Source organism: Labrenzia sp. OB1 (assembly GCF_001624695.1).
Lineage (GTDB): Bacteria > Pseudomonadota > Alphaproteobacteria > Rhizobiales > Stappiaceae > Roseibium.
On sequence record NZ_JSEP01000026.1, the window covers coordinates 41,494 to 66,645 of the forward strand.

Genomic DNA, 25,152 nt, shown 5'->3' on the forward strand with positions numbered 1-25,152 from the left:
CGGCACAACTCAAGGTAAAAGGGGGGTATGTTGAGAATTCTCGTTATTGAAGACGACCCCGAAGCTGCCGGCTATCTCGTCAAGGGCCTGAGCGAGCTCGGCCATACGGCGGATCAGGCGGCTGACGGACAAACCGGCCTGCAGATGGCCATCGACAGCAGCTACGATATTCTCATCGTTGACCGGATGCTTCCGAAACTGGACGGGCTTTCCCTCATCAAGGAACTGCGCCGGGAAAACAACCACACTCCGGCCCTGATCCTCTCCGCACTTGGTCAGGTGGACGACAGGGTGAAGGGTCTTCAGGCCGGTGGCGACGATTACCTGCCCAAACCCTACGCCTTCACCGAGCTTCAGGCCCGTATCGAGGCTCTTGCCAGGCGGCCGAAATCGGCCCAGCAGGTGGAAACGACCTACACCGTCGGTGATCTGAGGCTCGACCGCATGACGCGCTCCTGCCGGCGCGGCGAGACGGACATACCGCTCCAGCCGCGCGAGTTTCGCTTGCTGGAGTATCTCATGCAGCATGCGGGCCAGGTGGTCACCCGCACGATGCTGTTGGAAAACGTCTGGGAATATCACTTCGATCCGCAGACGAATGTGATCGATGTCCACATTTCCCGGCTGCGTGGCAAGATCGACAAGGGATTTGACACACCGCTCCTTCATACGATCCGAGGCGCCGGGTACACCATCCGTGACACGGTTCACTAAATTTACCAGAACGACCGCTTTCAAGCTGTCGCTGCTCTATATTGCCGTGTTCACGGTGATGTCCGGATTTCTGCTGTTCTATATTTCAGACAGCACCGACACGCTGATGTCGGAACAGGTCGTGCAGACTGTTGACGCGGAGCTGAAGGGTCTGTCCGATATCTACGTGCGGGGAGGGCTGCGCGATCTGGTGGACACCATCGACCGCCGCTCCCGCCACCCCGACGCCAGCCTCTACCTGCTGGTGGATTTCGCAGGCAATGCCCTGACCGGAAACATCGCGCGATTGCCGACCGTCGTGCTGGAAGAGGCCGATGGCGGGCTGCGCAGGGTGCGCTACACGCGACTCGGTCAGGACACGGAAGACATCGAACGCCAGGCGATGGTCCGCATTTTCGAGCTGCGCGGCGGGTTCCGCCTGCTTGTCGGCCGGGATCTCGGCGACCAGTTGCTGTTTTCCAATCTTCTGGCAAATGCGCTGCGGCTCTGGCTGATCCTGGTGGTTATCCTGGCGGCGATCACCTGGTTGTTCGTCAGCCGCAGGGTGATGAAGCGCATCGACGAGATTTCGGCCACTGCCCGCACCATCATGAACGGCGATCTGTCCAGACGGTTGACGCTGGCGGGCAATGAGGACGAATTCGACCGGCTGGCCGTCAGTCTCAACGCCATGCTGGAGCGGATCGAACTGCTGATGCAGTCGATGAGGGATGTGACCGACAATATCGCCCATGACCTCAAAACCCCGCTGACGCGGCTGCGAACCCGCGTGGAAACCACTTTGCGCGAGGCGGAGGGAGAAACGGCATATCGTCCGGCGCTGGAAGCGACGCTTGAGGAAACCGACAATCTGCTGCGGATATTCAATGCGCTCCTGCGGATCGCCCGGATCGAATCCACGGCTCCCGGATCGGTCATGGGGCCGGTGGATATCGACAAGCTGGTCGCGGAGGTCGCGGATCTCTACGAGCCCCTGGTCGAAGACGAAGGCGGCCGGCTTGAAACGGATGTTCCCGCGGGGCTCAACGCGGACTGCAACAAGGATCTGATCAGCCAGGCCCTTGTGAACCTCATTGAGAACGCCCTGAAATACGGCCGGCCGGAAAACGGCGAGCTGTTGATCCGCCTGTCCGGCAGGGAAGAGGACAGCCGCGTTGTCCTGACTGTGACGGACACCGGTCCCGGCATTCCGCAAAAGGATCAGGACCGGGTCAAGGAACGTTTTGTCCGCCTCGAGGAAAGCCGATCTGAACCGGGCACGGGCCTGGGCTTGAGTCTGGTCAAGGCGGTGGCGCGCCTGCATGGTGGAGAATTACACTTCAACAGTGAGGGGCCGGGCCTTTCCGCCCGGATCGATTTGGCCACGGTGGGTGACGGGGATGGTGATGGACGGGACAGGACATCCGAAAACGCAAGGTTGCCACTTGGAAGGTGATGGCGGAAATGCCGTACTCGCCGATCGTATCGCCGTGGTTCCGGCCGCGCCCGATCCTGATCATGCGGCTCTCTTTCTGAAGGACCTTCTTGCGCATGCGGAAGCCGGGGCGCCTCTCGGCGCGCTCTTTAAGTCGAAGCCGGAGGTGAAAGACTTCCTGACGGGCATTATCGGCAATTCGCCTTTCCTGCGCGATCTCATGCTGACCGATCCGCCAAGGCTTCTGCAAATCCTGGAGGAAGTTCCCGAAGCCCGTGTCGGACGAATTCTGGCCGATGCCGAACAAGCGCGTGCCGGGGACGAGGCTGGCATCATGCGGGCGCTGCGCTTGCTGAAACAGGACCTTGCCCTGACCCTCGGGCTGGCCGATGTCTGCGGAGCTGCGGATCTCGACCTGGTGACCGGCGGCCTTGCCGGCTTCGCCGATGCCGCGCTCACGGCGGCGATCCGCTTCTGCCTGGACGATCTTGCCAACCGCAACAAGTTCAATCCGTTCGATGCGGAAAAACCGGAAAAAGGCAGCGGCCTGATTGTGCTTGCCATGGGCAAGCACGGTGCCAATGAACTGAATTATTCTTCCGATATCGATCTGATCGTTCTCTACGATCCGGAACAGGCCCCCATGGCGGGCACGGCGGAAGCCCCGGTGGAGTTTGTCCGGCTGGCGCGGCGGCTGGTCAAGATCATGCAGGACAGGACCGCCGACGGTTATGTCTTCCGGACCGATCTGCGCCTGCGGCCCGATCCCGGCGCGACACCGCTGGCCATGTCCGTCCCCGCGGCATTGGTCTACTATGAATCCCTCGGCCAGAACTGGGAGCGGGCGGCGCTGATAAAGGCGCGGCCATGCGCGGGCGATATTTCCGCAGGTGAGGCGTTCCTGCAGGAAATCGTTCCTTTTATCTGGCGCAAGTACCTCGATTTCGCCGCGATCGCGGACGTCCAGTCGATCAAGCGGCAGATCCATATGCACAAGGGTCATAGCGTTATCGCCGTTGCGGGGCATAACGTGAAACTGGGTCGTGGCGGCATTCGCGAGGTGGAGTTCTTCGTCCAGACACAGCAGCTCATCGCCGGCGGGCGCAATCCCGCCCTCCGGGGCCGCCGGACACTGGACATGCTGGACGCGCTATGCGAGGCGGACTGGATCCGTTCGGACGCCCGTGACGAGATGGCGCAAGCCTACCGCTTCCTGCGCAATGTCGAACACCGAATCCAGATGCTCAACGACGAGCAGACCCAGCTTTTGCCCAAGGATAGGGAAGGGATGACGAGGATTGCCGCGCTAATGGGGTTTGGCAGCCTTCAGGCCTTCGAAGCGGAATTTCTGGAACACGCGCGCAAGGTCCAGCATCACTACGCGGAACTGTTCGAGGACGAACCGGCGCTGTCGTCCGAACTCGGCAATCTCGTCTTTACCGGCGACGACCATGACCCGGACACGCTTGAAACGCTCTCCGGGCTCGGCTTCAAGAACCCGGCAGACGCCGCCGTCATTGTCAAATCCTGGCATTTCGGGCGCTACCCGTGCACCCGCTCGTCCCAGGCGCGCGAACGGCTCACGGAACTGCACCCGACCCTCCTCGGTGCGCTGGCCGCAACGGAAAACGCCGACGCGGCGCTACGGTCCTTTGACAGTTTTCTGGTAAAATTGCCGGCGGGTGTGCAGCTTTTTGCCCTTCTGAAATCGAATCCGCACCTCCTGACGCTGCTCGCCACCACTATGGGCGCCGCCCCGCGTATGGCAGACACGGTTTCCAAACGGGTTCATGTGCTCGATGCCGTGCTGGATCCGGCCTTCTTCGGCGCGATGCCGAGCGTCGAGGAATTCCGCACCGGTCTCGACCGGACACTGGCCCAGGCAAGATTTTACGAAGAGGCCCTGGACCGCGCGAGGATCTTCACCCAGGAACAGCAGTTTCTGATCGGCTTGCGTCTGATTTCCGATACGCTGTCCGCCGACAGGGTCGGCTTCGCGCTGGCCCGGCTGGCCGAGGTGGTGGTTGACCGTATTCTGACGCAGGTCATGAACCATGTCGGCGAAAGCCACGGCAAGGTTGAGGGCGGGAATGTTGCCGTACTTGCCATGGGGAAACTGGGCGGCCGGGAAATGACCGCTGCCTCCGACCTCGATCTGATCCTGCTCTACGAAGCCCCGCCGGACGCGAAGATGTCCGATGGCAAGCGGCCTTTGGCGATCCCTCAGTATTACACGCGCCTGACGCAGCGTCTGGTCACCGCCTTGTCCGCGCCAACGGCGGAGGGCTCTCTCTACGAAGTCGATTTCCGTCTGCGTCCGTCCGGAAATGCCGGACCGCTGGCGACCAATCTGGGCGGTTTCATCGATTATCAGGAAAAGAGTGCCTGGACCTGGGAACACATGGCCCTGACCCGTGGCCGGGTGATCGCCTCCACGTCTCAGAAGTTTCGGCAGAAGATCTACGAAAATGTCTGCAGGACACTCACGCAGCCGCGCGACAGGAAGAAGCTTGCCGACGATGTGCGAACGATGCGCGCCCGGATTGAAAAGGACAAGGGCACAAGAGACATCTGGGACCTGAAACAGGTCGCAGGTGGTCTGGTCGACATCGAGTTTATTGCCCAGTGCCTTCAACTTGCGCACGCCCGGGAAAACCCGGCTGTCCTGGCGCAGGGAACCGAACAGGCGCTGGAATTCCTGCGCAATGCCGGCTGCCTGGATATCGGCGAGGCTGAACTGTTGCTTGAAGCGCTGCGGCTCTATCAGCGCCTGACGCAGGTTTTGCGCTTGACCCTTGAGGGAAAATTTGTCCCGGCAGAAGCACCCGGCGGGGTTCTCAACCTTCTGGTCCAGGTCTCGGGAACTCCAACATTCGCCCGGCTTGAAACGGAACTTGCCGACCTTCAGGCAAGGGTGCGGGCGGCGTTCGTCCGGCTGGTGGGGGAAGTGGAGACGGTGGAAACAGACCCCTGACACCAGGCCTGCCATTTCCTGCAAAGGGGGACTTCACGCAGAAGAGCTGCGCGTCAGGCCGGTTCCTGCAGAGTATTTCAACTCGGCAGGGACAGGAGCCGGCTTGATTGCGGATTGGCAAATACTTGCCGTCCCCACGGCAGGAATTACGCCATCTCTTCCCCTCCCGGACAAGCATGCAGCAATCGGACCTTTCAAGAGCATGCCGCGTGAATTGAATTCAGGAAATCGCCCGAACGCATTTGCAATGCAAACTCTGCATCGGGCGACGGCCTGAACAAGCCACCGGAGGTCATGACATGAGCGCGCTCCGCAGCGTCGCGCTCATGTCATGGTCAAATAGGTTCTTATTTATTGCGGCTGGTATTATGCGCGGTGGTGACGCGCGACACAGGTTCACCTCGGTTGGATTCTCCATATTGAGACAACAGACGGTGCATGGAGAGATCAAATGGCGCTTCATCGGAACTTGAAAAACGTTGTGGACTGGGCCTGGTTGAGACGGGCGGAACTGATGCAAAAGGCCCGGGCCACAGGCCGGCCGAAAGGACAGACGCATATGTCGCCAGACAACCGGGCGGTCAGGGAGATCTATGGCTACATCTGCGGCGCGACCGCAGGCAAGCGTATCAGCGAAAGGACGATGACCACCTTCTCCGGAACGCTCTACAGGAAACTGCACAACAAGCTTGAAGGGCCTATCATATACTGGTGCCAGACCAACGAATTGAAAGAAATGAAGAATCTTGCCGATTTTCCGGAACCGAGAGACTGGGTTGGCGCATTCATCCATATTCAGAAGATTCGGATGCCCGTATGCACCGAACGTGTCTATATCAATCTGAAGGAAGCGACGCGGGCGAATGCGTTCAGTGCGATCCTGAAGAAGGTCTGGCATCTGCGCGGCGTCAGCAGCGCGAAAGTCGCAGCACCCGGCGCGGTCAAGACCGACACCGTCCTTGTCTACTGCGAAAACAGGGAAACACGTCAGGAAGTTATCCGGATTGTCACCAAGTATCAGGAAAAGCACCTGAGATACTTCGGATCGGAACTGCCGAGACTGGTGGCCTCGGCGGGAACGGGCGTCGGACATGGCGCCGAACCGCCTAATATGCGCCCGGAAAGGCCGAACAGCCAGAGGTTCGAAGCCGGCAAGACAAAAGGTCAGAGCTTCAATTTCTACCGGGCGACCCTCATATTCATCGCGCTGGAGCGCACTCAGTTTCCCGAAGAGATGAGCCAGGATTTCAGCAGGACCGGTTTCAACTTCAGCGGGTGTCAGAACGCCAACAGGAGACACGGGATGCATCTGGACATTGCCGGCGACCAGAAGAAGAAAGTCGCTTCCGTCATGAACATGGGTCAGAAGATGGAGTTCGAGCAGCGGGTCGAGGAGATCTTCCGGCTTGCGGGACTGGATGCGGAGCATCCGGAAACGCAAGGCGCTCCCATCCTGAGCGCTCCGCCGGCACCTCCGCCGCTGTCGGCAAACTAGAGCCCGCCTCGTCCAATCGGAGCCGTGGGGTTCAGAAGGACGCCCGCAGCAGCATTTACATTATAAACGCGTTCGGGCGATTTCCTGCATTCAATTCAACGCGGCTTTCTCTAGAATCGTGCCGAAATCCGGCGTATCCGGGTCAGGCAGCGTCCGGGTCCGCCAGCGGAAGCGTGAAGCTGACCGTAGTGCCTTTTCTGACTTCCGACTGGATTGTCAGGGTGCCGCCGTGCAGCTCGACCAGGGACCGGGCGATGGCAAGACCGAGGCCGGAGCCCTGGTGGGTCTTGGTGAACTGGTTTTCCACCTGAACGAAGGGCTGGGCGAGACGTTCGATGTCCCGTTCGCAGATGCCGATGCCGGTATCGCTCACTTCGAAGCGCAGCTTGTCGCCGCGCGGACGCGCCCTGAGGGTGACCGTGCCGTCGTCGGGGGTGAATTTTACCGCGTTGGCGAGCAGGTTCAGCAGGATCTGCTTCAATGCCCGCTTGTCCGCCTGGACGGAGATGTCCGCGGGCAGATCGGTGTTCACGGTGATGTTCTTTTCCGTCGCGGCTCCCGTGACGATCCGGCTGGCGTCTTCCGCTGCGGCGGAAGCATTGACCGCTTCCGTTTCGATGGTCATCCGGCCGGCTTCGATCTTGGACATGTCGAGAATGTCGTTGATCACGTTGAGCAGGTAAGTTCCCGAGGAATAGATGTCCTTGCAGTAGTCGTTGTAACGATCGGTGCCGATCGGCCCGAACATTTCCTGGGTCATGATGTCCGAGAAACCGATGATCGCATTGAGCGGGGTTCTGAGCTCATGCGAAATATTGGCCAGGAACTCCGATTTCGCCTTGTTGGCCGCTTCCGCCCGGGTCTTTTCTTCCTGGTACTTGTCCGCCAGATCCACGAGCTGACGGGCCTGGACTTCCAGTGTCTGACGGGATTTCTGCAGGTCGGTGACGGTGGCCTTCAACCGGCGTTCGGAGTCCAGCAGCTTCTCTTCGTGTTTCTTCAGCGCAGTGATGTCGGTGCCGACCGAAACGAAACCGCCATCCTTGGTGCGGCGTTCGGAAATCTGCAGCCAGCGGCCGTCTTCCAGTTGCGCCTCATAGGAGCCGTCCGGCGCACCGCCGCGCTGCGTGACGGTGACCGGCTGCGGCGCGACTTCCGCGTTCGAGGCGGCAGCCATCACGTCCTTGTAGGGCGTACCTGACTTGATCACCGAACTCGGCAGGCTGTGCAGCGACTGGTAATTGGAATTGCAGATCACCAGTTCGTTTTTGTGGTTCCACAGAACGAATGCTTCCGAAATCGTCTCGATGGCATCGCGCAGGCGCAGATCCGCCATCCGGCTTTGCTCGGCAAGCCGGTGCTGCTCGGTGATATCGATGCAGATGCCGATCAGATGCGGCTCGGCCCGGCCTGGCTCCGACTGAATCTCGCCCCTGGCACGCAGCCAGATCCAGCTGCCGTCGGCATGGCGCATGCGGAATGTCTCGTCCACAAGCGTTTCGCCGCTTTCCAGCAGATGTTCGGCAAGACCGAGCAGGTCGATGTCGTCCGGATGGGTAATGTCGGCGACGTCGGCAAAGCTCAGGATGTCGTCCTTCGGTTCGCGGCCGAGAAGTTCATAGAGCGATGAGGACCAGAACATCCGGCCTCTGGACAGATCCCAGTCGAACAGTCCGCAGCGTCCATGGGTGAGGGCGGTGTCGATCCGGGCCCTCGTGGCGGCATACATCTCGTCCGTGGCCTCGGCGCGCGTGGCCTGGCTGAAGAAGCCGTAGATCATCGCCAGCAGTACCAGGGAAGTGCCGACAAAGAGTGTGACATTCGTCGATAGCTCATTCCGCCACTCGACAAAGACGTGGCTTTCCGGCTGCAGGACGGCAACCATCCCCAGGCGGCCGTCGAGGTGATGAACGGTGGCAAACACCTGCTCGTCTCCATCGCCGCCGCCGATGTCCGCGGGAACGGACAGAACGCCCGCGCGCGCGCCGAAGACGGTCAGGGGCTGCGACGGGCTGAGAATATCGGTGACCGGGCGGTTTTCCAGGGCTGGTTGCGGCGGCGCGGAGGCCACGATCTTGCCCGTCTCATCCGTGATCAGGAAAATCCGGCCCTTGCTGGTTGCACCGGCAGGGAGGCTGTTGGCGAGGTCGCGTTTCAGGATTGTCCTGTAACTTGCTTCCGGCAGGGTGGCTTCGGTAGCCTCAAGGCTGTTGGCGACGACTGTCGCCATAAGGCTGAGGGTGCTCTGCGCGGATTGCCGGGTTTCGGAAAAGCTGTTGATCAGCTCGCCGGCACGGAACATTGCAAGTATGACTATGAAGATGATCGCCAGGCCGGGAATGGCGCGGCGCATGAAGCCGTCGGTGCGCGCAAGGCTTTCCAGAAGGGATGTGAACAGGGGCTGCAAGGGCAAGCCCGGCTGGCTTGCGCTTGTCTTGTCGTCCGACTCCTTCTCGCCGCGCCGCGAAATCGCGTCGCCAGCAAATGCTCGCGCCATAGGAAGTGTGCCTCAAAATCCGCCGCCTCGGAGCTTGCCCCGAATCACTTCCATTTGAATCAAAACGTCTGTTTTTGTCCAGCCCCGGCAAAGAAGAAAATGGTTAACGCTCGTCCGTTTTTGCTGGTCTTGCGTTAACCTTTCACAGTATTGCCCACTATTGCAGTGTTCTGTCGACGATATCGCGGCTGTCCCTTGACAGATCTTCGCATGAAGAAACCCTCAGGAGGGCAGTTTCAGCAAGGGCAGATCGTTGTGGGTCAAGCGCGCGCCAGGAGCGGAAACTGGTGAGAAGGCGTGAGGCGACCTGCGGATTAAGCTTGTCGATCTCCAGAACCGATTCGGCAATCAACTCAAATCCGGTTCCGTCGGCGCGGGCGAACTGTGTGGGATTCCCGGTGGCGAAGGACTGCAGCAAGGCGCGCACCCGGTTCGGATTGCCGGCTTCGTAAAGCGGTAGCTTCATCAGGGAGCGTATTTTCGCCGGTGTCTCGTCTCCCGGGGCAGTGGCCTGAACCATGAACCACTTGTCCATGGCGAGCGAATTTGTCTCGTGCCGCGTCTTGTACAGGGCGATTGCCTCTGTTTCGCGGGGCATATGATCATGCAACAGAAGGGTCAGCGCCGCCAGCCGGTCCGTCATGTTGTCGGCTTTGGTGAACAGGTCCCAGACCAGACCGGCGGCATCGGGCGAACCGGAGGCCGCGTAATAGTAAAGCGCCCGGTTGGACAGGGCCCGTTTCCCGGCTGCATCGGCATCGGGAGAATATGCACCCTCACCGGACAGGCCGCGCGCCAGGCCGAGAAGAATGTCGCCATGCTGGCGGGCAACGGCCTGCCGGAGCATCTTGCGGGCCGCATGGATGGCATCCGGATCGACATCCTTGCCGATCTCCTGGGCAATGTCCGCTTCGCTCGGCAGGGTGAGGGCCTGGGCCTTGAGCGCCGCGTCGAGCGACGTGTCGCTCAGCACGGACCCCAAGACACGGAGGACATCCTGGGACGGGACGGCGGGTTTGTCCTCCCGGTTCAGGCTCGCCAGCCGGACGAGATCCTGCATGGCAAGGGTTTGCACCGCCTGCCAGCGGTTGAAGGGATCGCTGTCCTGAGCAGCCTGGAACTGAAGGTCTTCCGACTGGAGTTCGTGGTCGAGGCGGACAGGTGCGGAGAAGTCGCGCAGAAGCGACAGGACCGGCGCGGAAGAAATATCGCGGAAGGTTATTTCCTGCTTGGCTTTCTCGAGCACGATGACATCGCCTTCAACCCGGCCCCCTTCGGGCGCGGTCGTAATGTCAATGTCCTCGCCATTGGGGCCGATGAGACCGTAGCGAAGCGGAATGACTGCGGGTTTGCTCGATTTCTGTCCCGGTACGGGCGGGATTTCCTGGGAGAGGGACACGGAGAAGGTCTGTCGCCTGGAATCGTATCGCGTTTTGACCGTCACCACCGGCGTGCCGGCCTGATCGTACCAGAGGGCGAACTGGCCGAGATCGGTGCCGGCGGCTTCCTCGAAACACGCCAGAAACGCCTCGATGGTCGTCGCCTCGCCGTCATGGCGCTGAAAGTAAAGGTCGAGACCTGCGCGGAATGTCTCACTGCCCAGCAGGGTCTTGAGCATGCGCACGACCTCGGCGCCTTTTTCGTAGACGGTCGCCGTATAGAAGTTGTTGATCTCATGATAGAGCCGGGGCCGCACGGGGTGGGCAAGCGGTCCGGCGTCTTCCGGGAACTGGTGGGACTTCAGCAGGCGCACATCGGCGATGCGCTTGACCGGACGCGAGCGCATGTCGGCGGAAAATTCCTGGTCGCGGAACACGGTCAGGCCTTCCTTGAGACAGAGCTGGAACCAGTCGCGGCAGGTGATGCGGTTGCCGGTCCAGTTATGGAAATACTCGTGCGCGATCACCGCCTCGATGTTGGCGTAGTCCTGGTCGGTCGCCGTTTCCGGGTCCGCCAGAACGTATTTGTCGTTGAAGATGTTGAGGCCCTTGTTCTCCATTGCGCCCATGTTGAAATCCGACACAGCGACGATGTTGAAGACGTCCAGATCGTATTCGCGGTCAAAGACGTCCTCGTCCCAGCGCATGGAGCGCTTGAGCGAATCCATCGCCCAGGCGCACAGGCTTTCCTTGCCGTGCTCGACGTATATGTTGAGCGCGACGTCTTTCCCCGAAGACGTGATGAACCGGTCCGGAACCTCGGCGAGATCTCCTGCGACAAGGGCGAACAGATAGGCGGGTTTGGGGTGCGGGTCGTGCCAGATGGCATAGTGGCGGTCGGTCCCTTCGACAGGGCCCTCCTCGAGACGGTTGCCGTTGCCGAGCAGTACGGGGCATTCCGCCTTCGGCGCCTCGATGCGGGTCGTATAGACTGCCAGAACATCGGGCCGGTCGAGGAAATAGGTGATGCGGCGGAAGCCTTCCGCTTCACACTGGGTGCAATAGGTTCCCGAAGACCGGAAGAGCCCCATCAGCTTTGTATTGGCGTCCGGATTGATTTCGGTCTCGATGGTCAGCTCGAAAGGTGCGGCCGGCGGGCTCTGGATTTCAATCCGGTCAGGCGCAGCCACATAAGCGGATCCCGGCAGGTCTTCGCCGTTCAGTTTCAGGCCGGCAAGGGTCAACTCGTCGCCATCCAGAACCAGCGGCGCGCCTGCTTCCGTACCCTGTGTGCGGGCAATCGACAGCGTGGCCGTGATTTTCGTGGCCGCCGGATCGAGAAGAACGTCCAGATGAACCGTATCGATGCGGTAGGCGGGCGGTTGATAGTCTTCCAGCCGGATGGCCGGCGCCGTTTCGGAACGCATCGAGGTCTCCTGAAGCAGATCAGCTGAACAAATCGCGGCGGGTAACAAGGAAACCCGCCTTTGGCTTAGCCGTTAGCATGATCGGAGTTCATGGCAAAGACCTGTTTCCCTTGCCAGGCCAACGGGTCGGCCGGAAGACCGTAACAGCGAATTGTCGGAGACGGCTTTGACCTGACGCAAGGCATTGTCTATGTGAGGAGCGTTGTCAGTAACAGGAAGTTTTTTAATGAGCCGTCTGGACAGTTTTATCCGCCGTATGACCTCCCAGAAAATCCTGCTGGAGCATCTTGTCGACAAGGTCAACGAAGTCGAGGGACCTGTCCTTGAACTGGGCCTCGGCAACGGCCGCACCTATGATCACCTGCGGGAAATCTATCCCCGAAAGGACATCTTCGTGTTCGATCTGGCCATGAACTGCCACCCGAGCTGCGCGCCGGATGCCGAACATATGATCCTGGGCGACATTCGCGACACGCTGGCCTTTTGCGGTCCCCGCGTCGGAGCAAAGGCGTCCTTTGCCCATATCGATATCGGTTCCGCGGATCCCACCAACGATCTAGCCATCGTTAACTGGCTTGAACCGCTGCTCGACGAGCGCATGGCTGTCGGCGGATACGTGCTGACCGCACTCGAACTTCATCTGTCGAATTTCGAAACCCTTGAGAAGCCTGAAGGCATTCATCAGGGCCGCTACCATATCTACCGCAAGGTCGCGGAAGCTTGAAATTCGAGGATTCGCGTATGAACGCGCCGCTCAATGGCATCAAGGTTGTCGAACTCGCCCGGATTCTGGCTGGCCCATGGACGGGCCAGACCCTGGCCGATCTCGGCGCGGACGTGATCAAGGTCGAAAGCCCTCAAGGAGACGACACCAGAGGCTGGGGCCCGCCGTTCCTCAAGGACGAGGCGGGACAGGACCGCGATGCCGCCTATTTTCATGCCTGCAACCGCGGCAAGCGCTCGATTGCGGTCGATTTTCGCACCGAAGAAGGCCGGGAAGTCGTCCGCAGACTGGTCGCGGATGCGGACGTCCTGATCGAGAACTTCAAGGTCGGCGGTCTTGCCAAATATGGCCTGGACTATGAAAGCCTTCGGAAGGTCAATCCGAAGCTGATCTATTGCTCGATCACCGGCTTCGGCCAGGACGGGCCCTATGCTCATCGCGCGGGATATGACTTCATGATCCAGGGCATGGGCGGGATCATGGACCTGACCGGCGAACCGGAAGGAGAGCCGCAGAAAATCGGCGTTGCCTTCGCCGATATATTCACCGGTCTTTACGGCGTCGTCGGCATTCTCTCCGCGCTGCGCCGGCGCGACCAGACAGGCGAGGGCGAATGGGTGGACATGGCCCTTCTGGATGCACAGGTGGGCGTACTAGCCAATCAGGCGCTCAATTATTTTGTCGCCGGCAAATCCCCGAAGCGCCTCGGCAACGCTCATCCCAACATCGTTCCCTACCAGATCTTTCCGGCAAGGGACGGGCACCTGATCATCGCCGTCGGCAATGACGGCCAGTTCCGGCGTCTGTGTGGCGCGCTTGGCCTGCCGGAGCTGGCGGAGGAACCGAAATTCGCCACCAACGCCGCGCGGGTTGCTGCACGCTCGGAGCTCGTGCCGCTTCTGACCGCGGAAACCGAGACGCGGATGCGCGACGATCTTCTCGATGCGCTGGAACTGGAAGGCGTTCCCGCCGGGCCGATCAATTCCGTCGAGGATGTCTTCAATGACACGCAGGTGAAGCACAGGGAGCTCAAGGTCGAACTGCCAGCAAGCGGGGTCGCGGGCGGTTCGGTCGCCTCGGTTCGCACGCCGATCAAATTCCGCAACGCTTCGCTCGTTCTGGACCACGCCGCACCCGGGCTCGGCGAGCATACGCAGGAGATCCTGGCGGAGCTCGGGCTGGCGCCGGATGCCGGCGGTGATACCACGCCCGGCTGACCGGCTCGCAGGGCCTGTTCTCCACAAGGCCTCCCAAAAAATCTGTTCTGCGGATGACATGATGGCTGAGCCGGAATTCCTGAAAATCCTTGAAACCAGTGTCCTTTCCGACGACTGGGGAAAACTGAACCGGTACAGGTTCGAACTGCGACGCCGGGACGGGAGCTGGCAGGAGCAGACCCGTGAAGCCTATGACCGGGGTAACGGCGTAACCTGCCTGCTTTACAATCCCGAAACGGATTGTGTCCTGTTGACCCGGCAGTTTCGTCTGCCTGTCTGGTTGAACGGCAAGGACCCTTTCCTTATTGAAACACCCGCCGGGCTGCTGGAAGGTGCTCATCCTGAGGACCGGATGCAGGCGGAGCTGATCGAGGAGACAGGCTTTGACGTCTCGGTTCTGGAGCATCTCTATGATCTGCATATGAGTCCCGGTTCAGTAACCGAATACCTTTCCTTTTTCACCGGCACATACCATCTGAAGAACAAGGTTTCCGAAGGTGGAGGCGAAAGAGAGGAAGGCGAAGACATACAAGTCCTTCACGTGCCTCTGTCAAAGGCGCTGGACATGATTCGAACCGGAGAGATCTGTGACGCCAAGACGATCATACTGTTGCAGGATCTTGCCTTGAGAAAACGGGCAGCAACCCGGCCCTGATACAATTTCCGACCGTTCAGTTACATTCCTTGCGGTTTTCGCCTTAATTTGACGCAAACACTTTGGCAGGTAAGCTGACTGTTACCGAAAGAGGATTCTGCCCGATGGCGATCATGAAACGCAGCGGACGGCGCCTGAAGTGGTCCCTGACGACAATCGTCGGGCTCGGCTTCGGCGCTTTCGTGGCAATCGCAATCGGTCTGGTCCTTGGATTGTCGGTCTCGGCGAATTTCCGTAATACGTTTTCGCTTCTCAACGACAAGACCATATTGAGTACAGAAGCACTGGACACCCAGCTTCGCACGCATTTCAGATCTGTCGAAAATGCGGTTGTCGGGATCAAACCCTATTTCGACAACGGAACCATCGGGTTCGACAACCCGGACGAGACCCTGGAAGACCTGTCGATTGTCCTGAGCGCCAATGCGGATGTGAGCACGTTGGCATTGACCGATCTGGAGGGACGGCGGATCGGCATGTTCCGGGCTCCTTCGGGGAAACTGTGGCGGGTGGAAACCGATGTGCCGCCTCCCGGTATGAACGTCCAGAAACTTCCCCGTCTTGCGGCCGACAGTCCTCCGACCTGGGGCCCGCTCGTGCGTCAGGAAGTCGGTCTGTTTGCAAATGTATCGGTTCCGCTGGTGCGCGACGGCGAGATGATCGGAACTCTGACGGCCGCCAGCACAATGGAAGACCTGGCCCATATCGTCACCTCCCAGGATGAAGGCAACGACAACACCGTCTTTATCATCTCCGGAGAAGGTCAGTTGATCATGCACTCCGATCAGGACTGGCTTCAGACCGGGGGAGGCATGAACAACGCGCTACCGGCCCCCTGGAAAACCGCGGGAGACCCGGTGATCGCCGCCTTGGGCGATGAGGAACCGCTGGAGGAGTTCAAGAAAGCAGCCGACCTGGGCATCGAAGTCTCCAGTGTCCGGGCCAAGGACGAGGATTTTATCGTCATGAAGGCCAGCCTCGACGGGTTCAGCGATCAGCCCTGGATTGTCGGGCAGTATTTCCGCGGCGCAACCGTTTCCAGGGAAGTCAAGCGGCTGACCGGTTCGCTGCTGGTCGGCTTCGGCGCTTTGGCGATTTCGGTGCTGATCGCCTACTGGATAGGCCTGCGGGTTGCCCGCCCCCTGCGCAATCTCGCGGTTCAGTCGCAGCGCGTGGGCAGTCTGTCGCTGAATGAGGTCGAACCGCTCCCGCGCAGCCGGGTCGCGGAGGTCGATCAGGTCGCACTGGCCTTCAACTCCATGGTGGAAGGCCTGAAGGCCATGAACCCCTATGTGCCGCGCTCTCTGTTCATCAAGCTCATGCGCCTCGGCGGCGGCAAGGCGGCCGAAGCACGGCGCGCGGAGCTGACAATCGTGTTCACGGATATTGTCGGGTTCACGGCCTTGTCCGAACATCTGAGCGCGGAAGAAACCGCAGGCCTTCTCAATGACCACTTCGCCATTCTGGTGGAGGCCGTCGAGGGAGAGGGGGGGACGGTCGACAAATTCCTGGGCGACGGCATGCTGGCTTTCTGGGGCGCTCCGGATGCGCGCCACGATCATGCAGAAGCGGCGGTCAGGACCGCCCGCCGGATCGCCTCGGCCTTTCATGCGGCCAACGAGGAGGCGAAGCGGACCGGCCGGCCGCAAATGTGTCTGCGGATCGGCATCCACACCGGCCATGCCGTCGTCGGCAACGTCGGCGCGCTGGACCGCTGGAACTATACGGTCGTCGGTGACACGGTGAATGCGGCCGAGCGCCTGCAGACCTTGGGCAAGGAAGCTCCCGGTTCTCCGGAAGTGACCATCCTCGCCAGCGCCGATACCGTGGCGCAGCTTCCCGCCGAGCGAAACCACCGCCCCGTCGGAGAGCATCATCTGCGCGGCCGCAGCGGTCTCATGGAGGTTTACTGGCTGGATCCGTTCGCGGAGGCGTCTCCGATTGCCTCAGGAGAACAGGATGTGCCGGTAAGCGCGGCCCAATAGAGCGGCTGTATTTCTTGCCGGTTCAACCAAGATTCTGAACGTAAAAGAGAATTTTCTCAAATGTGATGCTTGTCACAGACACGTTCACCGCTTTTCTGCATTGCTATCTTCGCGCGATTTTGGTTGTCTTTGTATTGCAACATGGGCTTAGTAAGCCTTTCGCAAACAATCCTGGTCGGGAAGGAAAAGCGTGGTGAATGTTCTCTCGATCGAGGGACTGACAGTAGATTTCAATACAGCGGAAGGTTTTGTCCGGGCTGTCGACGATGTGTCGTTCGTGGTGCCCGAAAACCGGACAGTCGCGCTTGTGGGGGAATCCGGTTCAGGCAAGACGGTCATTTCCCAGACGATCATGGGTCTTTTGCCTCAGGCGGCGTCGATAACCTCCGGCAATGTGATCCTGGCCGATCCGACCGGTGCGGAGCCGCCAGTCGACATCGCGACGCTGGAGCGCAAGGGGCCGCGGATGCGGCATCTGCGCGGCAACCGCATCGCTATCATCTTTCAGGAACCGATGACCTCCCTGTCGCCGCTGCACACCATCGGCGACCAGATCGGCGAGGCGGCGCTTCTGCACCGCAACGTCTCGGGGGCGCAGGCCCGTGAACTCACCAGGGAAATGCTGCGTCTCGTCCAGTTTCCGGATCCCGAAAGGGCGCTGGACACCTATCCGTTCGAGCTGTCCGGCGGCTTGCGGCAACGGGCCATGATCGCCATGGCGATGATTTGCCGGCCGGCGCTTCTGATCGCCGACGAACCGACCACGGCCCTGGATGTGACAATCCAGGCGGATATCCTCAAGCTTATTCGTGAGGTTCAGGCCGAGCTGCGCATGTCGGTCCTTTTGATCACTCACGACTTCGGTGTTGTGGCAAACATGGCCGACGAGATCGCGGTCATCTACCATGGCCGCATCATGGAAAAGGGCACCGCTCAGCAGCTTTTTTCCGATCCGAAGCACGATTACCTCAAGGCTCTGCTCAACGCGGTTCCCAGTTTCCACATGGACAGGGACGAACGGCTGGTGCCGATCCGCCCGATCATCCTGAAGTCGGAAGATCTGACCCGCAACCGGCCGCACTGCGACGTCGCGCCCGGCGAGCCGCTGGTGCAAATGCGCGATGTCACCAAGACATTCACCCTGCGCAAAGGCTCGTTTCTCGGGGGCAAGGCCAAGACCCTCACCGCCTTGGACGACATCAACCTGACCATCCGCCGTGGAGAGTGTCTCGGGCTGGTCGGCGAATCCGGATCCGGCAAGACCACCGCCGCCAAGGCGATCCTGCGGGCAATCGGCCTTCAGGGCGGCGAGATCCTTTATAACCGCGGCAAGGGTCTGGAAGACATCGCCGCGCTGAAGGGCGCGGATCTGATGGATTACCGCCGGCGGGTACAGCTGATTTTCCAGGATCCGTTCTCCTCGCTCAATCCGCGTATGACCATCAACGACATCCTGATGGAACCCTTTGAGGTGCACGGCATCGGCACACCGCAGGAGCGCGCTGAACGCGCACGCAGCCTGATGGACCTGGTCGGCCTCGATCCGCGCTTCCTGCGCCGCTATCCGCATTCCTTCTCCGGCGGACAGCGCCAGCGCATCGGCATCGCCCGTGCGCTCGCGCTCAATCCGGAGTTCATCCTGTGCGACGAGCCGACTTCCGCTCTTGACGTGTCGGTTCAGGCGCAGATCCTCAACCTGCTGCAGGATCTGAAACGGGATCTCAATCTGACCTACCTGTTCGTCAGCCACAATCTGGCGGTAGTGGATTATCTTGCCGACCGGATTGCCGTTATGTGCCGGGGCCGCCTCGTGGAAATGGGCGAGACGCGCACCGTCACCGGCAATCCGCTTCATCCCTATACCAAGGCGCTCCTGTCCGCGGTTCCAGAACCGGACTTGTCGGCGCAACTCGATTTTGCCGCTCTCGATGCCAAACGGGCATCCGAGCCGCAACTTTGGCCGGAACCTTTCCGCCTGACAGACGGTATGGAGCCGTCGCTCGTCGAGATGGAACCGGATCATTTTGTCTGCGCACCCGGCCTTAAGAATGCCGGGGCGCTTGAGGGGACTGCAGCATGAATCTCTTGAATTCACTTAGGGCGGGTCTGTTCCTGACCGCCGCAATGATGGCGGGGCCCCTGGCCGCGCTGGAGCTTAAAGAAACACCGGGCCTCGATCCTTCCCTGCCGCCAGTGGCGGAGCGGCTGCCCGCCGAACCTCTGATCGTGGACCTTGAAGCCAAAGGCCGCCAGACCGGCAAGCAAGGCGGTTCGATCGATACGCTGATCGGCCGCGCCAAGGATGTCCGGCTGATCAACGTATGGGGCTATGCACGCCTTGTCGGCTACGATGAGGAGCTTGAACTCGCTCCCGACATCCTGAAGGACGTGACCGTCGAGGACGGCCGGATCTTTACGCTGCAGACCCGCAAGGGGCACAAATGGTCGGACGGTCATCCTTTCGGCGCCGAGGACATCCGGTACTATTTCGAGGATGTCGTCAGCAACGAGAGCCTGAACCCCTCCGGACTGCCGCCGTTCCTTCAGGTCAACGGCAAGCCTCCGGTCTTCGAAGTTCTGGACGAGACCACAGTGCGCTTCACCTGGGAGGAACCGAACCCGCTTTTCCTGCCGGAACTGGCAAAATCACGGTCGCCGTTTATCTACCGCCCGGCGCATTACCTGAAGCAGTTCCATGAAAAATACGGCGACCCGGATTTCATCACCAGCGAAGCGGAAAAGGTGAAGGCCCGCAGCTGGGCGCCGCTGCACAACAAAAAAGACGACATGTACAATGCCCGGAATATCGATCTGCCCAGCCTGCAGCCGTGGGTGCGCAAGCGCAGCGATAGCGATCTTCGGTTCATTCTGGAACGCAATCCCTTTTACCACCGGGTCGACACCGCCGGTCAGCAGCTTCCTTATATCGACGACATCATCATGACTGTCGCCGACGGCAAACTGATCCCGGCAAAGTCTCAGGCGGGCGAGAGCAATCTTCAGGCCCGCAATCTCAACTTTGCCGATATCACCGTGCTGAAGAAGGGCGAAAAGCAGAATGACTATACGACGGCTCTTTGGGCCAACACCAAGGGCTCGGAAATCGCCATTCTGCCCAACCTGACCGTCAAGGACCCGGTCTGGCGCGAGTTGCTGCGGGACACCCGTTTCCGTCACGCCCTGTCGCTTGCAATCGACCGCAAGCTGCTCAACCGCGTCCTGTTTTTCGGCCTCGGCAAGCCGGGCAACGACACCGTTCTGCCCGCAAGCCCGCTCTACAAGGTCGAATACACGAACAAGTGGGCGGAATACGATCCCGAGCAGGCCAACGCGCTTCTGGATGAAATCGGGCTGACCGAACGCAACGACGAAGGCATCCGTCTGATGCCTGACGGACGACCGCTGGAAATCATCGTTGAAACGGCGGGCGAGGAACAGGTGCAGGATGATGCCCTGGAACTTGTCACCGAGATGTGGAGAGAGGTTGGCGTTGAACTGTTCGCAAAGCCGAGCCAGCGCGACAACATGCGTGAGCGCTCGATTACGGGCGAACTGGTCATGTCCGTCTGGTGGGGCTTTGAAAACGGGATACCGACCTCCGAAATGCCGCCGGACGACTACGCACCCGTGCATGGCGACAGATTCAGCTGGAACGCCTGGGGCGACTACTATGAGACCGGCGGCGAGGGCGGTGAAAAGCCGGACTGGAAACCTGCCGAGCGCCTGATGGAACTGTACAACTCCTGGCTCACTTCCAGAACACCGGAGGAGCGGACGACGATCTGGGAGGAAATTCTGAAGATCCATGCGGAAGAAACCATCCATATCGGTCTGGTTTCCAGCGTTCCCCAGCCGGTGGTGATCAAGAATCTCGAGAATGTTCCGCTTGAAGGCATCTACGGCTGGGATCCGGGCGCGCATTTCGGCATTCACCGCATGGATGAATTCTACAAGGCCGACTGACATCTTGAGCCCGAAACGCATTGAATCAGCGGTTTCGGACTTGCAGGAAAGTGTGAGGCGGCCGGTTTCGCCGCTTCATACTGACAACGCGGGTGCAGGTGGCCTTCGCGGATTAAGGCGGGATCGATCCGTTTTCGCATGAGAGTATGGGAAAGCGGACAGGTTGATCGGTTGAAAAGTGTTGGAGTAACCTTGGTCCGTTCGAGAACAGGTTGCTCCGGGGACTGCCTTGAGAACACAATCGGGGCAGAGGGGATATTAGGTGCTTTATTATATTCTTCGCCGGATTTTGATGATGATCCCGACATTGTTCGTGATCAGTCTGCTGATATTCTTCATCATCGAACTGCCTTCCGGAGATTACATTTCCAACCAGATTGCGGCGCTGAAATCCACTGGTGAGCAGTCCTCGATCGCCAAGCTGGAATTCCTGCGCAAGGAGTTCTCGCTCGACCGGCCGTTTTTCGAACGCTACCTCGTCTGGATCGGCCTGTGGCCGGGGCCGCATGGCCTGGACGGTCTTATTCAGGGCAATTGGGGCTGGTCGTTCGAGTTCGACAAACCGGTCGATCAGGTCGTCGGCCCGACGCTTCCGCTGACCATCGTGCTCAACTTCGCCACGATCCTGTTCGTCTATGTCGTGTCCTTTCCGATCGGGATCTACTCGGCGACACGGCAATACTCCTGGGGGGACTACGGTTTCACCTTCATCGGCTATATCGGGCTGGCAACGCCGAACTTCCTGCTGGCGCTGATACTGCTGTATCTGTTCAACCTTTGGTTCGGCCTGTCGGTCGGCGGCCTGATGGCGCCGGAGTATATCGATCAGCCGTGGAGCTTCGACAAGGCGATGTCGGTGCTGGCGCATCTGGTCATTCCGACAATCGTTATCGGAACGTCCGGCACCGCCGCCATGATCCGGCGTCTGCGCGCCAATCTTCTCGATGAACTGCACAAGCAGTATGTCACCACCGGCCGCGCAAAGGGCCTGAAGGAAAACCAGCTGCTTATTAAATATCCGCTGCGGATGGCCATCAATCCGTTCATCGCCGATATCGGCAACCTGATCCCGTCCCTGGTGTCCGGCTCGGTGATCGTCTCCGTGGTTATGAGCCTGCCCACCGTCGGTCCGGTCCTGCTGTCGGCCCTGCAGTCGCAGGACCAGTTTCTCTCCGGCTTCATCCTGCTCTTTGTCGCCATGCTCACGCTCATCGGCATGCTGATCTCCGATCTGCTGCTTGCGGTCCTTGATCCCAGGATACGCCTCGGCGGGAGGGCGGCGTCATGAGCATGGACCCGAAAGATGGAACCCCGAAGCGCGAGGTCGAGCACTACGTCGATCCGGCTCCCTTCAATCCCGCTGTCACCGAGGAGATGACGGCCGAGCAGGAACGCTTCTTCCAGGCGTCCCAGTGGCAGATCATGTGGTGGAAGTTCAAGCGCCACAAGCTTGCCGTCTGGTCGGGGATTGTCCTGATCCTGTTCTACCTCTGCGTTCCCTTCGCCGAGACGATTGCCCCCTATACGCCGAACCTGCGCGACAGCGACCACCTCTATGCGCCGCCGCAGCCGGTTCACTTGTTCCACGAAGGCAGCTTGGTCGGGCCGTTCGTCTACGGGATGAAATCCTCCCTCGACATGGAGACCCTGCAATGGGTCTTTACGGACGACACGAGCGATGTGCAGCGGATTCGCTTCTTCTGCAACGGCGCGCCTTATGAGTTCTGGGGGCTGTTCGACACCAGCTTTCACCTGTTCTGTCCGGCGGAAGGGGGAACCCTCTTCCTTCTGGGCACCGACAGGCTCGGCCGCGACCAGTTCTCCGGTCTTGTCTACGGCGCCAGGCTGTCGCTCACGGTCGGCATCGTCGGCGTGACGATCTCCATCGTGCTCGGGCTGTTCTTTGGCGGCATTGCCGGTTATTTCGGCGGCTTCCTCGACAACATGATCCAGCGGATGATCGAAATCATCAGGTCGCTGCCGGAACTGCCCCTGTGGATGGCGCTCTCGGCGGCGCTGCCGGTCACCTGGGGGCCGGTGTGGATCTATTTCGGCCTGACGATCATTCTCGGTCTGCTCGACTGGCCGGGGCTGGCGCGTGCCGTGCGCTCCAAGCTGCTGTCCCTGCGCGAGGAGGAATACGCCAAGGCCGCGGTGCTCATGGGCGCCAAGCCCGGCCGGGTGATCACCCGCCATCTGCTGCCCGGCTTCACCAGCCACATCATCGCCTCGGCGACCCTGTCGATCCCGGCGATGATCCTTGGTGAAACCGCGCTGTCCTACCTCAATCTCGGCCTGCGCCGTCCGGCCGTCTCCTGGGGCGTTCTGTTGAATGAGGCGCAGAACATTTCCGTGGTCACCGTCTATCCCTGGCTGATGGCGCCGGTGCTGCCGATCATCATCGTGGTTCTGGCGTTCAATTTTCTCGGCGACGGTTTGCGCGACGCGGCAGATCCCTATAAGTGATGCTTTTGAAAATCCATTCGTTCCGGCGGGCCTCTCGGCCCGCCTTTGCCGTCAGGAAACACCATGTCTAAAAACGCCACCACCGCCGAAGGCTGGGATGAGGAATACGAAGCCGGGCGCTGGGCCTTTCTGCGCTCGCTGCCCGAAAGCGGCCGTTACGGCATCATCGGCATGTGGCTCAATCTGACGGGGTCGATGGACGAGGTTCTCGATATCGGCTGTGGCGAGGGGCTCTTGTACGAGCGCCTGCAGCCCATGGGCATCAAGCGCTATGTCGGCATGGACCTTTCCCCGGCCTCCCTTGAAATTGCCGATGTCGACCCTGCCATCGCCTCGTTGCGGGCAGGGGACATGCACACGTTCGAGCCGAAGGATGGCGAATCCTTCTCGGCCATCGTCTTCAACGAGGTGCTGCATTTCGCCGAAGACCCGGCCGCCCTCGTGGCCCGCTACCGTCCCTTCCTGAAACCGGACGGTGTCATTGCCCTCTCCATGTACTCCCCCAAACGCCCCGAATCCGGCGCCAACCGCCTGATCGACGCCCTCTGGCAGGCAATAGACGATACGGCGAAGTGGGACGTTCTGGACGATTACCGGCTGGTGTCGGACAAGAAGGGCGTGACCTGGCGCATGCGGCTGGTGAAGCCGGTCGGGTGAAGGCCTGGCTTCTAAAAGAATTAGGACCGTTCCGTAAATAACGGTAGTCGCACCGGACGTTGCCATATGAAACGCCCGGTGCTGTCGAAAACCGAAAGCCCGCGGAGTTTATTCCGTGATGATTGCTGTTTCCATGACGATAGTGCAGGTTTCCCTGCCCGAGTAATCCGGCAGGAAGTCAACATTGATAGTGTCACCGACCAGTTGGCAATGATTGCCTTCTACTGAAGAAATTTTCCAGCCGGCAGGAGTTTGGTTCCAGGTAATTTGATACGTATCAGCAGGAACTGACGCGACGACTTCAGCTCCAAAAACAGCGAACGGACCTCCCATTGCTTCTTTTGTGGTTATTTCTATATTTGCGTAGCCTGGGATATCACTGAGGAAACTGTAAGAGGCAGGCTGAGCGTTATGGGATCCAATCGAAATTGTTACACTACTTTTTTCAACATTCACGAACTGACATGTAATTTCTTGTCCGGATTCCATTTGAAATGAATTTTCGGGGTTTCCTCCGCACTCCACAGATTTCAAGTTCTGGGTCAGACTGTCGCCGTTTACTTGGCGAATTGTATAGCTGCCAGGGTCAAGCTTTGCAGTAGTGCTGACCATCCGGTTAGGAGAGGTGTTTACAAAAGGAGATGCGGTGGTCGGCCCCGAAACATTGTATGCTATTGTTCCAACTGATTGAGCTCCAATGAGTGTTTGCTCAATCGTTAAAATTCCAGGTTGTGGTCCGTTTAGGATTGAGCAACCTGCCTGCTTAGTATCGCTTGTTATCTCAAAGGTCCATGTGTTGGTGTTCAAATCAACTGTTCCAGGGCTGCACAAGAAGCTATTTACTACAGTTCCTTCAAGAGGTAATTGCTTTATCGTGTAAGAGCCGTTGGGGACATTATAAAAGATTTTGCCGCCAGAGTTTGAATTGGTATTAATTGTAAAACTCGACGGGTTTAAGCCTCCGGTGGTTTCGTAGGAAAATGTTTTGTCGTAGGGAGCGTAATTATAAAGACTGTATACAGATACCAAGGCTCCCTCATCCGCAGAGGCGGTTGTGATCAGAGGTGAGTGAGTAAGTGTAAATAAACTAAGGATGACTAAGGTTTTGATATTTATGTTTTTGAGATTATTCATGATCGCCTCTCTATATGACTAGGGTAGTCAGTAATTTTATCGGGTGGCGTGGAAAAAAAATCGTTAAAATTGCATAGGCAAATAAATGCAATAAAAAGTAATTCTATTCGTAATGAATGACTTGTTTGGGTGATTATAATTGGAAATCAATTACTTATACCAAACGACAAAATTCAGGACCGATGCGCCCAGTCACGCATTCCGATTGACATGATTTTCCATGGCTGATCGATGAGCGTGTTCCAGGCCCGGCAGCACAGGTCGACGATCTGGTCGTAGTCCTTGAAGACCCGGTTTGAGAGCCAGTTTTCTCGCATGTACTGCCATAGGTTTTCGACAGGATTGAGTTCGGGAGATCGGGGTGGCAAAGGCAAGAGTGTGATGTTGTCCGGGATGGCGAGCTTGTTTGACGTGTGCCATCCGGCCTGATCAAGGATGACCACGCCATGGG

The 25,152-nt window shown here is 59.4% G+C and carries 17 protein-coding genes; 13 read left to right on the forward strand and 4 right to left on the reverse strand.

All coding sequences use genetic code 11. From position 1 onward, the window contains the following. Positions 1 to 27: 27 nt before the first annotated feature. The 4 genes from OA90_RS24150 (at position 28) to OA90_RS24165 (ending at position 6,597) form a co-directional block, all read left to right on the forward strand. On the forward strand, positions 28 to 714 hold the full coding sequence (locus OA90_RS24150) for a response regulator transcription factor (protein WP_068418867.1): 687 nt from the start codon (positions 28 to 30) through the stop codon (positions 712 to 714). Further along, positions 698 to 2,149 carry a HAMP domain-containing sensor histidine kinase gene (locus OA90_RS24155; protein WP_068418872.1) on the forward strand — a complete coding sequence of 484 codons (1,452 nt, stop codon included), beginning with the start codon at positions 698 to 700 and terminating at the stop codon, positions 2,147 to 2,149. Before OA90_RS24150 ends, OA90_RS24155 begins: the two co-directional genes overlap by 17 nt. After that, positions 2,100 to 5,102, forward strand: coding sequence for a bifunctional [glutamine synthetase] adenylyltransferase/[glutamine synthetase]-adenylyl-L-tyrosine phosphorylase (locus OA90_RS24160; protein WP_068418875.1), 3,003 nt, complete (start codon positions 2,100 to 2,102; stop codon positions 5,100 to 5,102). Before OA90_RS24155 ends, OA90_RS24160 begins: the two co-directional genes overlap by 50 nt. Before the next feature lie 559 nt (positions 5,103 to 5,661). Further along, positions 5,662 to 6,597 carry a hypothetical protein gene (locus OA90_RS24165; protein WP_156510621.1) on the forward strand — a complete coding sequence of 312 codons (936 nt, stop codon included), beginning with the start codon at positions 5,662 to 5,664 and terminating at the stop codon, positions 6,595 to 6,597. A 142-nt stretch (positions 6,598 to 6,739) separates the two neighbouring features. Here OA90_RS24165 and OA90_RS24170 read toward each other — a convergent pair whose 3' ends face one another. Further along, positions 6,740 to 9,094 (reverse strand): PAS domain-containing sensor histidine kinase, encoded by a 2,355-nt coding sequence (locus OA90_RS24170; protein ID WP_068418883.1) that lies wholly within the window; start codon positions 9,092 to 9,094, stop codon positions 6,740 to 6,742. Positions 9,095 to 9,251: 157 nt separating this feature from the next. After that, positions 9,252 to 11,900: an aminopeptidase N gene (gene pepN / locus OA90_RS24175; protein ID WP_068418886.1), complete on the reverse strand. Its 2,649-nt coding sequence runs from the start codon at positions 11,898 to 11,900 to the stop codon at positions 9,252 to 9,254. A gap of 226 nt (positions 11,901 to 12,126) precedes the next feature. Here pepN and OA90_RS24180 point away from each other — a divergent pair, with 226 nt between their 5' ends. From OA90_RS24180 to OA90_RS24220, 9 genes are all read left to right on the forward strand, one after another. Further along, complete coding sequence (locus tag OA90_RS24180; RefSeq protein WP_068418889.1) at positions 12,127 to 12,624, forward strand: class I SAM-dependent methyltransferase; 498 nt, start codon at positions 12,127 to 12,129, stop codon at positions 12,622 to 12,624. 17 nt (positions 12,625 to 12,641) lie between these two features. Beyond that, complete coding sequence (locus tag OA90_RS24185) at positions 12,642 to 13,841, forward strand: CaiB/BaiF CoA-transferase family protein (protein ID WP_068418891.1); 1,200 nt, start codon at positions 12,642 to 12,644, stop codon at positions 13,839 to 13,841. Positions 13,842 to 13,902: 61 nt separating this feature from the next. After that, entirely contained in the window at positions 13,903 to 14,496 is a 594-nt protein-coding gene (locus OA90_RS24190) for an NUDIX domain-containing protein (protein WP_068418928.1), read from the forward strand. A gap of 104 nt (positions 14,497 to 14,600) precedes the next feature. Beyond that, the gene (locus OA90_RS24195) at positions 14,601 to 16,481 is read left to right on the forward strand and encodes an adenylate/guanylate cyclase domain-containing protein (RefSeq protein ID WP_068418893.1); all 1,881 of its coding nucleotides are present in this window, start codon (positions 14,601 to 14,603) and stop codon (positions 16,479 to 16,481) included. 193 nt (positions 16,482 to 16,674) lie between these two features. Further along, positions 16,675 to 18,561, forward strand: a complete 1,887-nt coding sequence (locus tag OA90_RS24200) for an ABC transporter ATP-binding protein (protein WP_068418896.1) — start codon at positions 16,675 to 16,677, stop codon at positions 18,559 to 18,561. Further along, a complete protein-coding gene (locus OA90_RS24205) occupies positions 18,558 to 20,444 on the forward strand; it encodes an ABC transporter substrate-binding protein (protein ID WP_068418899.1) in 1,887 nt (628 codons plus the stop codon). The genes OA90_RS24200 and OA90_RS24205 overlap by 4 nt, the downstream gene beginning before the upstream one ends. Before the next feature lie 262 nt (positions 20,445 to 20,706). Beyond that, positions 20,707 to 21,732, forward strand: coding sequence for an ABC transporter permease (locus OA90_RS24210; RefSeq protein ID WP_068418903.1), 1,026 nt, complete (start codon positions 20,707 to 20,709; stop codon positions 21,730 to 21,732). Then, complete coding sequence (locus OA90_RS24215; protein ID WP_156510622.1) at positions 21,729 to 22,910, forward strand: ABC transporter permease; 1,182 nt, start codon at positions 21,729 to 21,731, stop codon at positions 22,908 to 22,910. The genes OA90_RS24210 and OA90_RS24215 overlap by 4 nt, the downstream gene beginning before the upstream one ends. A gap of 63 nt (positions 22,911 to 22,973) precedes the next feature. Then, positions 22,974 to 23,567 carry a class I SAM-dependent methyltransferase gene (locus OA90_RS24220; RefSeq protein WP_068418905.1) on the forward strand — a complete coding sequence of 198 codons (594 nt, stop codon included), beginning with the start codon at positions 22,974 to 22,976 and terminating at the stop codon, positions 23,565 to 23,567. Between the two features lie 108 nt (positions 23,568 to 23,675). Here the strand turns inward: OA90_RS24220 and OA90_RS28710 are convergent, their stop codons facing one another. Further along, entirely contained in the window at positions 23,676 to 24,701 is a 1,026-nt protein-coding gene (locus OA90_RS28710) for a hypothetical protein (protein WP_156510623.1), read from the reverse strand. Positions 24,702 to 24,874: 173 nt separating this feature from the next. Then, positions 24,875 to 25,152, reverse strand: a 278-nt coding sequence (locus OA90_RS24230) for a transposase (protein ID WP_199823654.1), incomplete at its 5' end; no start/stop codon positions are given.

Excerpts from the sequence above, each read along its gene's own strand:
- OA90_RS24150 (WP_068418867.1), top strand. The coding sequence starts at position 28 with ATGTTGAGAATTCTCGTTATTGAAGACGACCCCGAAGCTGCCGGCTAT.
- OA90_RS24160 (WP_068418875.1), top strand. The coding sequence starts at position 2,100 with ATGGACGGGACAGGACATCCGAAAACGCAAGGTTGCCACTTGGAAGGT.
- OA90_RS24165 (WP_156510621.1), top strand. The coding sequence starts at position 5,662 with ATGTCGCCAGACAACCGGGCGGTCAGGGAGATCTATGGCTACATCTGC.
- OA90_RS24170 (WP_068418883.1), bottom strand. The coding sequence starts at position 9,094 with ATGGCGCGAGCATTTGCTGGCGACGCGATTTCGCGGCGCGGCGAGAAG.
- pepN (WP_068418886.1), bottom strand. The coding sequence starts at position 11,900 with ATGCGTTCCGAAACGGCGCCGGCCATCCGGCTGGAAGACTATCAACCG.
- OA90_RS24180 (WP_068418889.1), top strand. The coding sequence starts at position 12,127 with ATGAGCCGTCTGGACAGTTTTATCCGCCGTATGACCTCCCAGAAAATC.
- OA90_RS24185 (WP_068418891.1), top strand. The coding sequence starts at position 12,642 with ATGAACGCGCCGCTCAATGGCATCAAGGTTGTCGAACTCGCCCGGATT.
- OA90_RS24190 (WP_068418928.1), top strand. The coding sequence starts at position 13,903 with ATGGCTGAGCCGGAATTCCTGAAAATCCTTGAAACCAGTGTCCTTTCC.
- OA90_RS24195 (WP_068418893.1), top strand. The coding sequence starts at position 14,601 with ATGGCGATCATGAAACGCAGCGGACGGCGCCTGAAGTGGTCCCTGACG.
- OA90_RS24205 (WP_068418899.1), top strand. The coding sequence starts at position 18,558 with ATGAATCTCTTGAATTCACTTAGGGCGGGTCTGTTCCTGACCGCCGCA.
- OA90_RS24215 (WP_156510622.1), top strand. The coding sequence starts at position 21,729 with ATGAGCATGGACCCGAAAGATGGAACCCCGAAGCGCGAGGTCGAGCAC.
- OA90_RS24220 (WP_068418905.1), top strand. The coding sequence starts at position 22,974 with ATGTCTAAAAACGCCACCACCGCCGAAGGCTGGGATGAGGAATACGAA.
- OA90_RS28710 (WP_156510623.1), bottom strand. The coding sequence starts at position 24,701 with ATGAATAATCTCAAAAACATAAATATCAAAACCTTAGTCATCCTTAGT.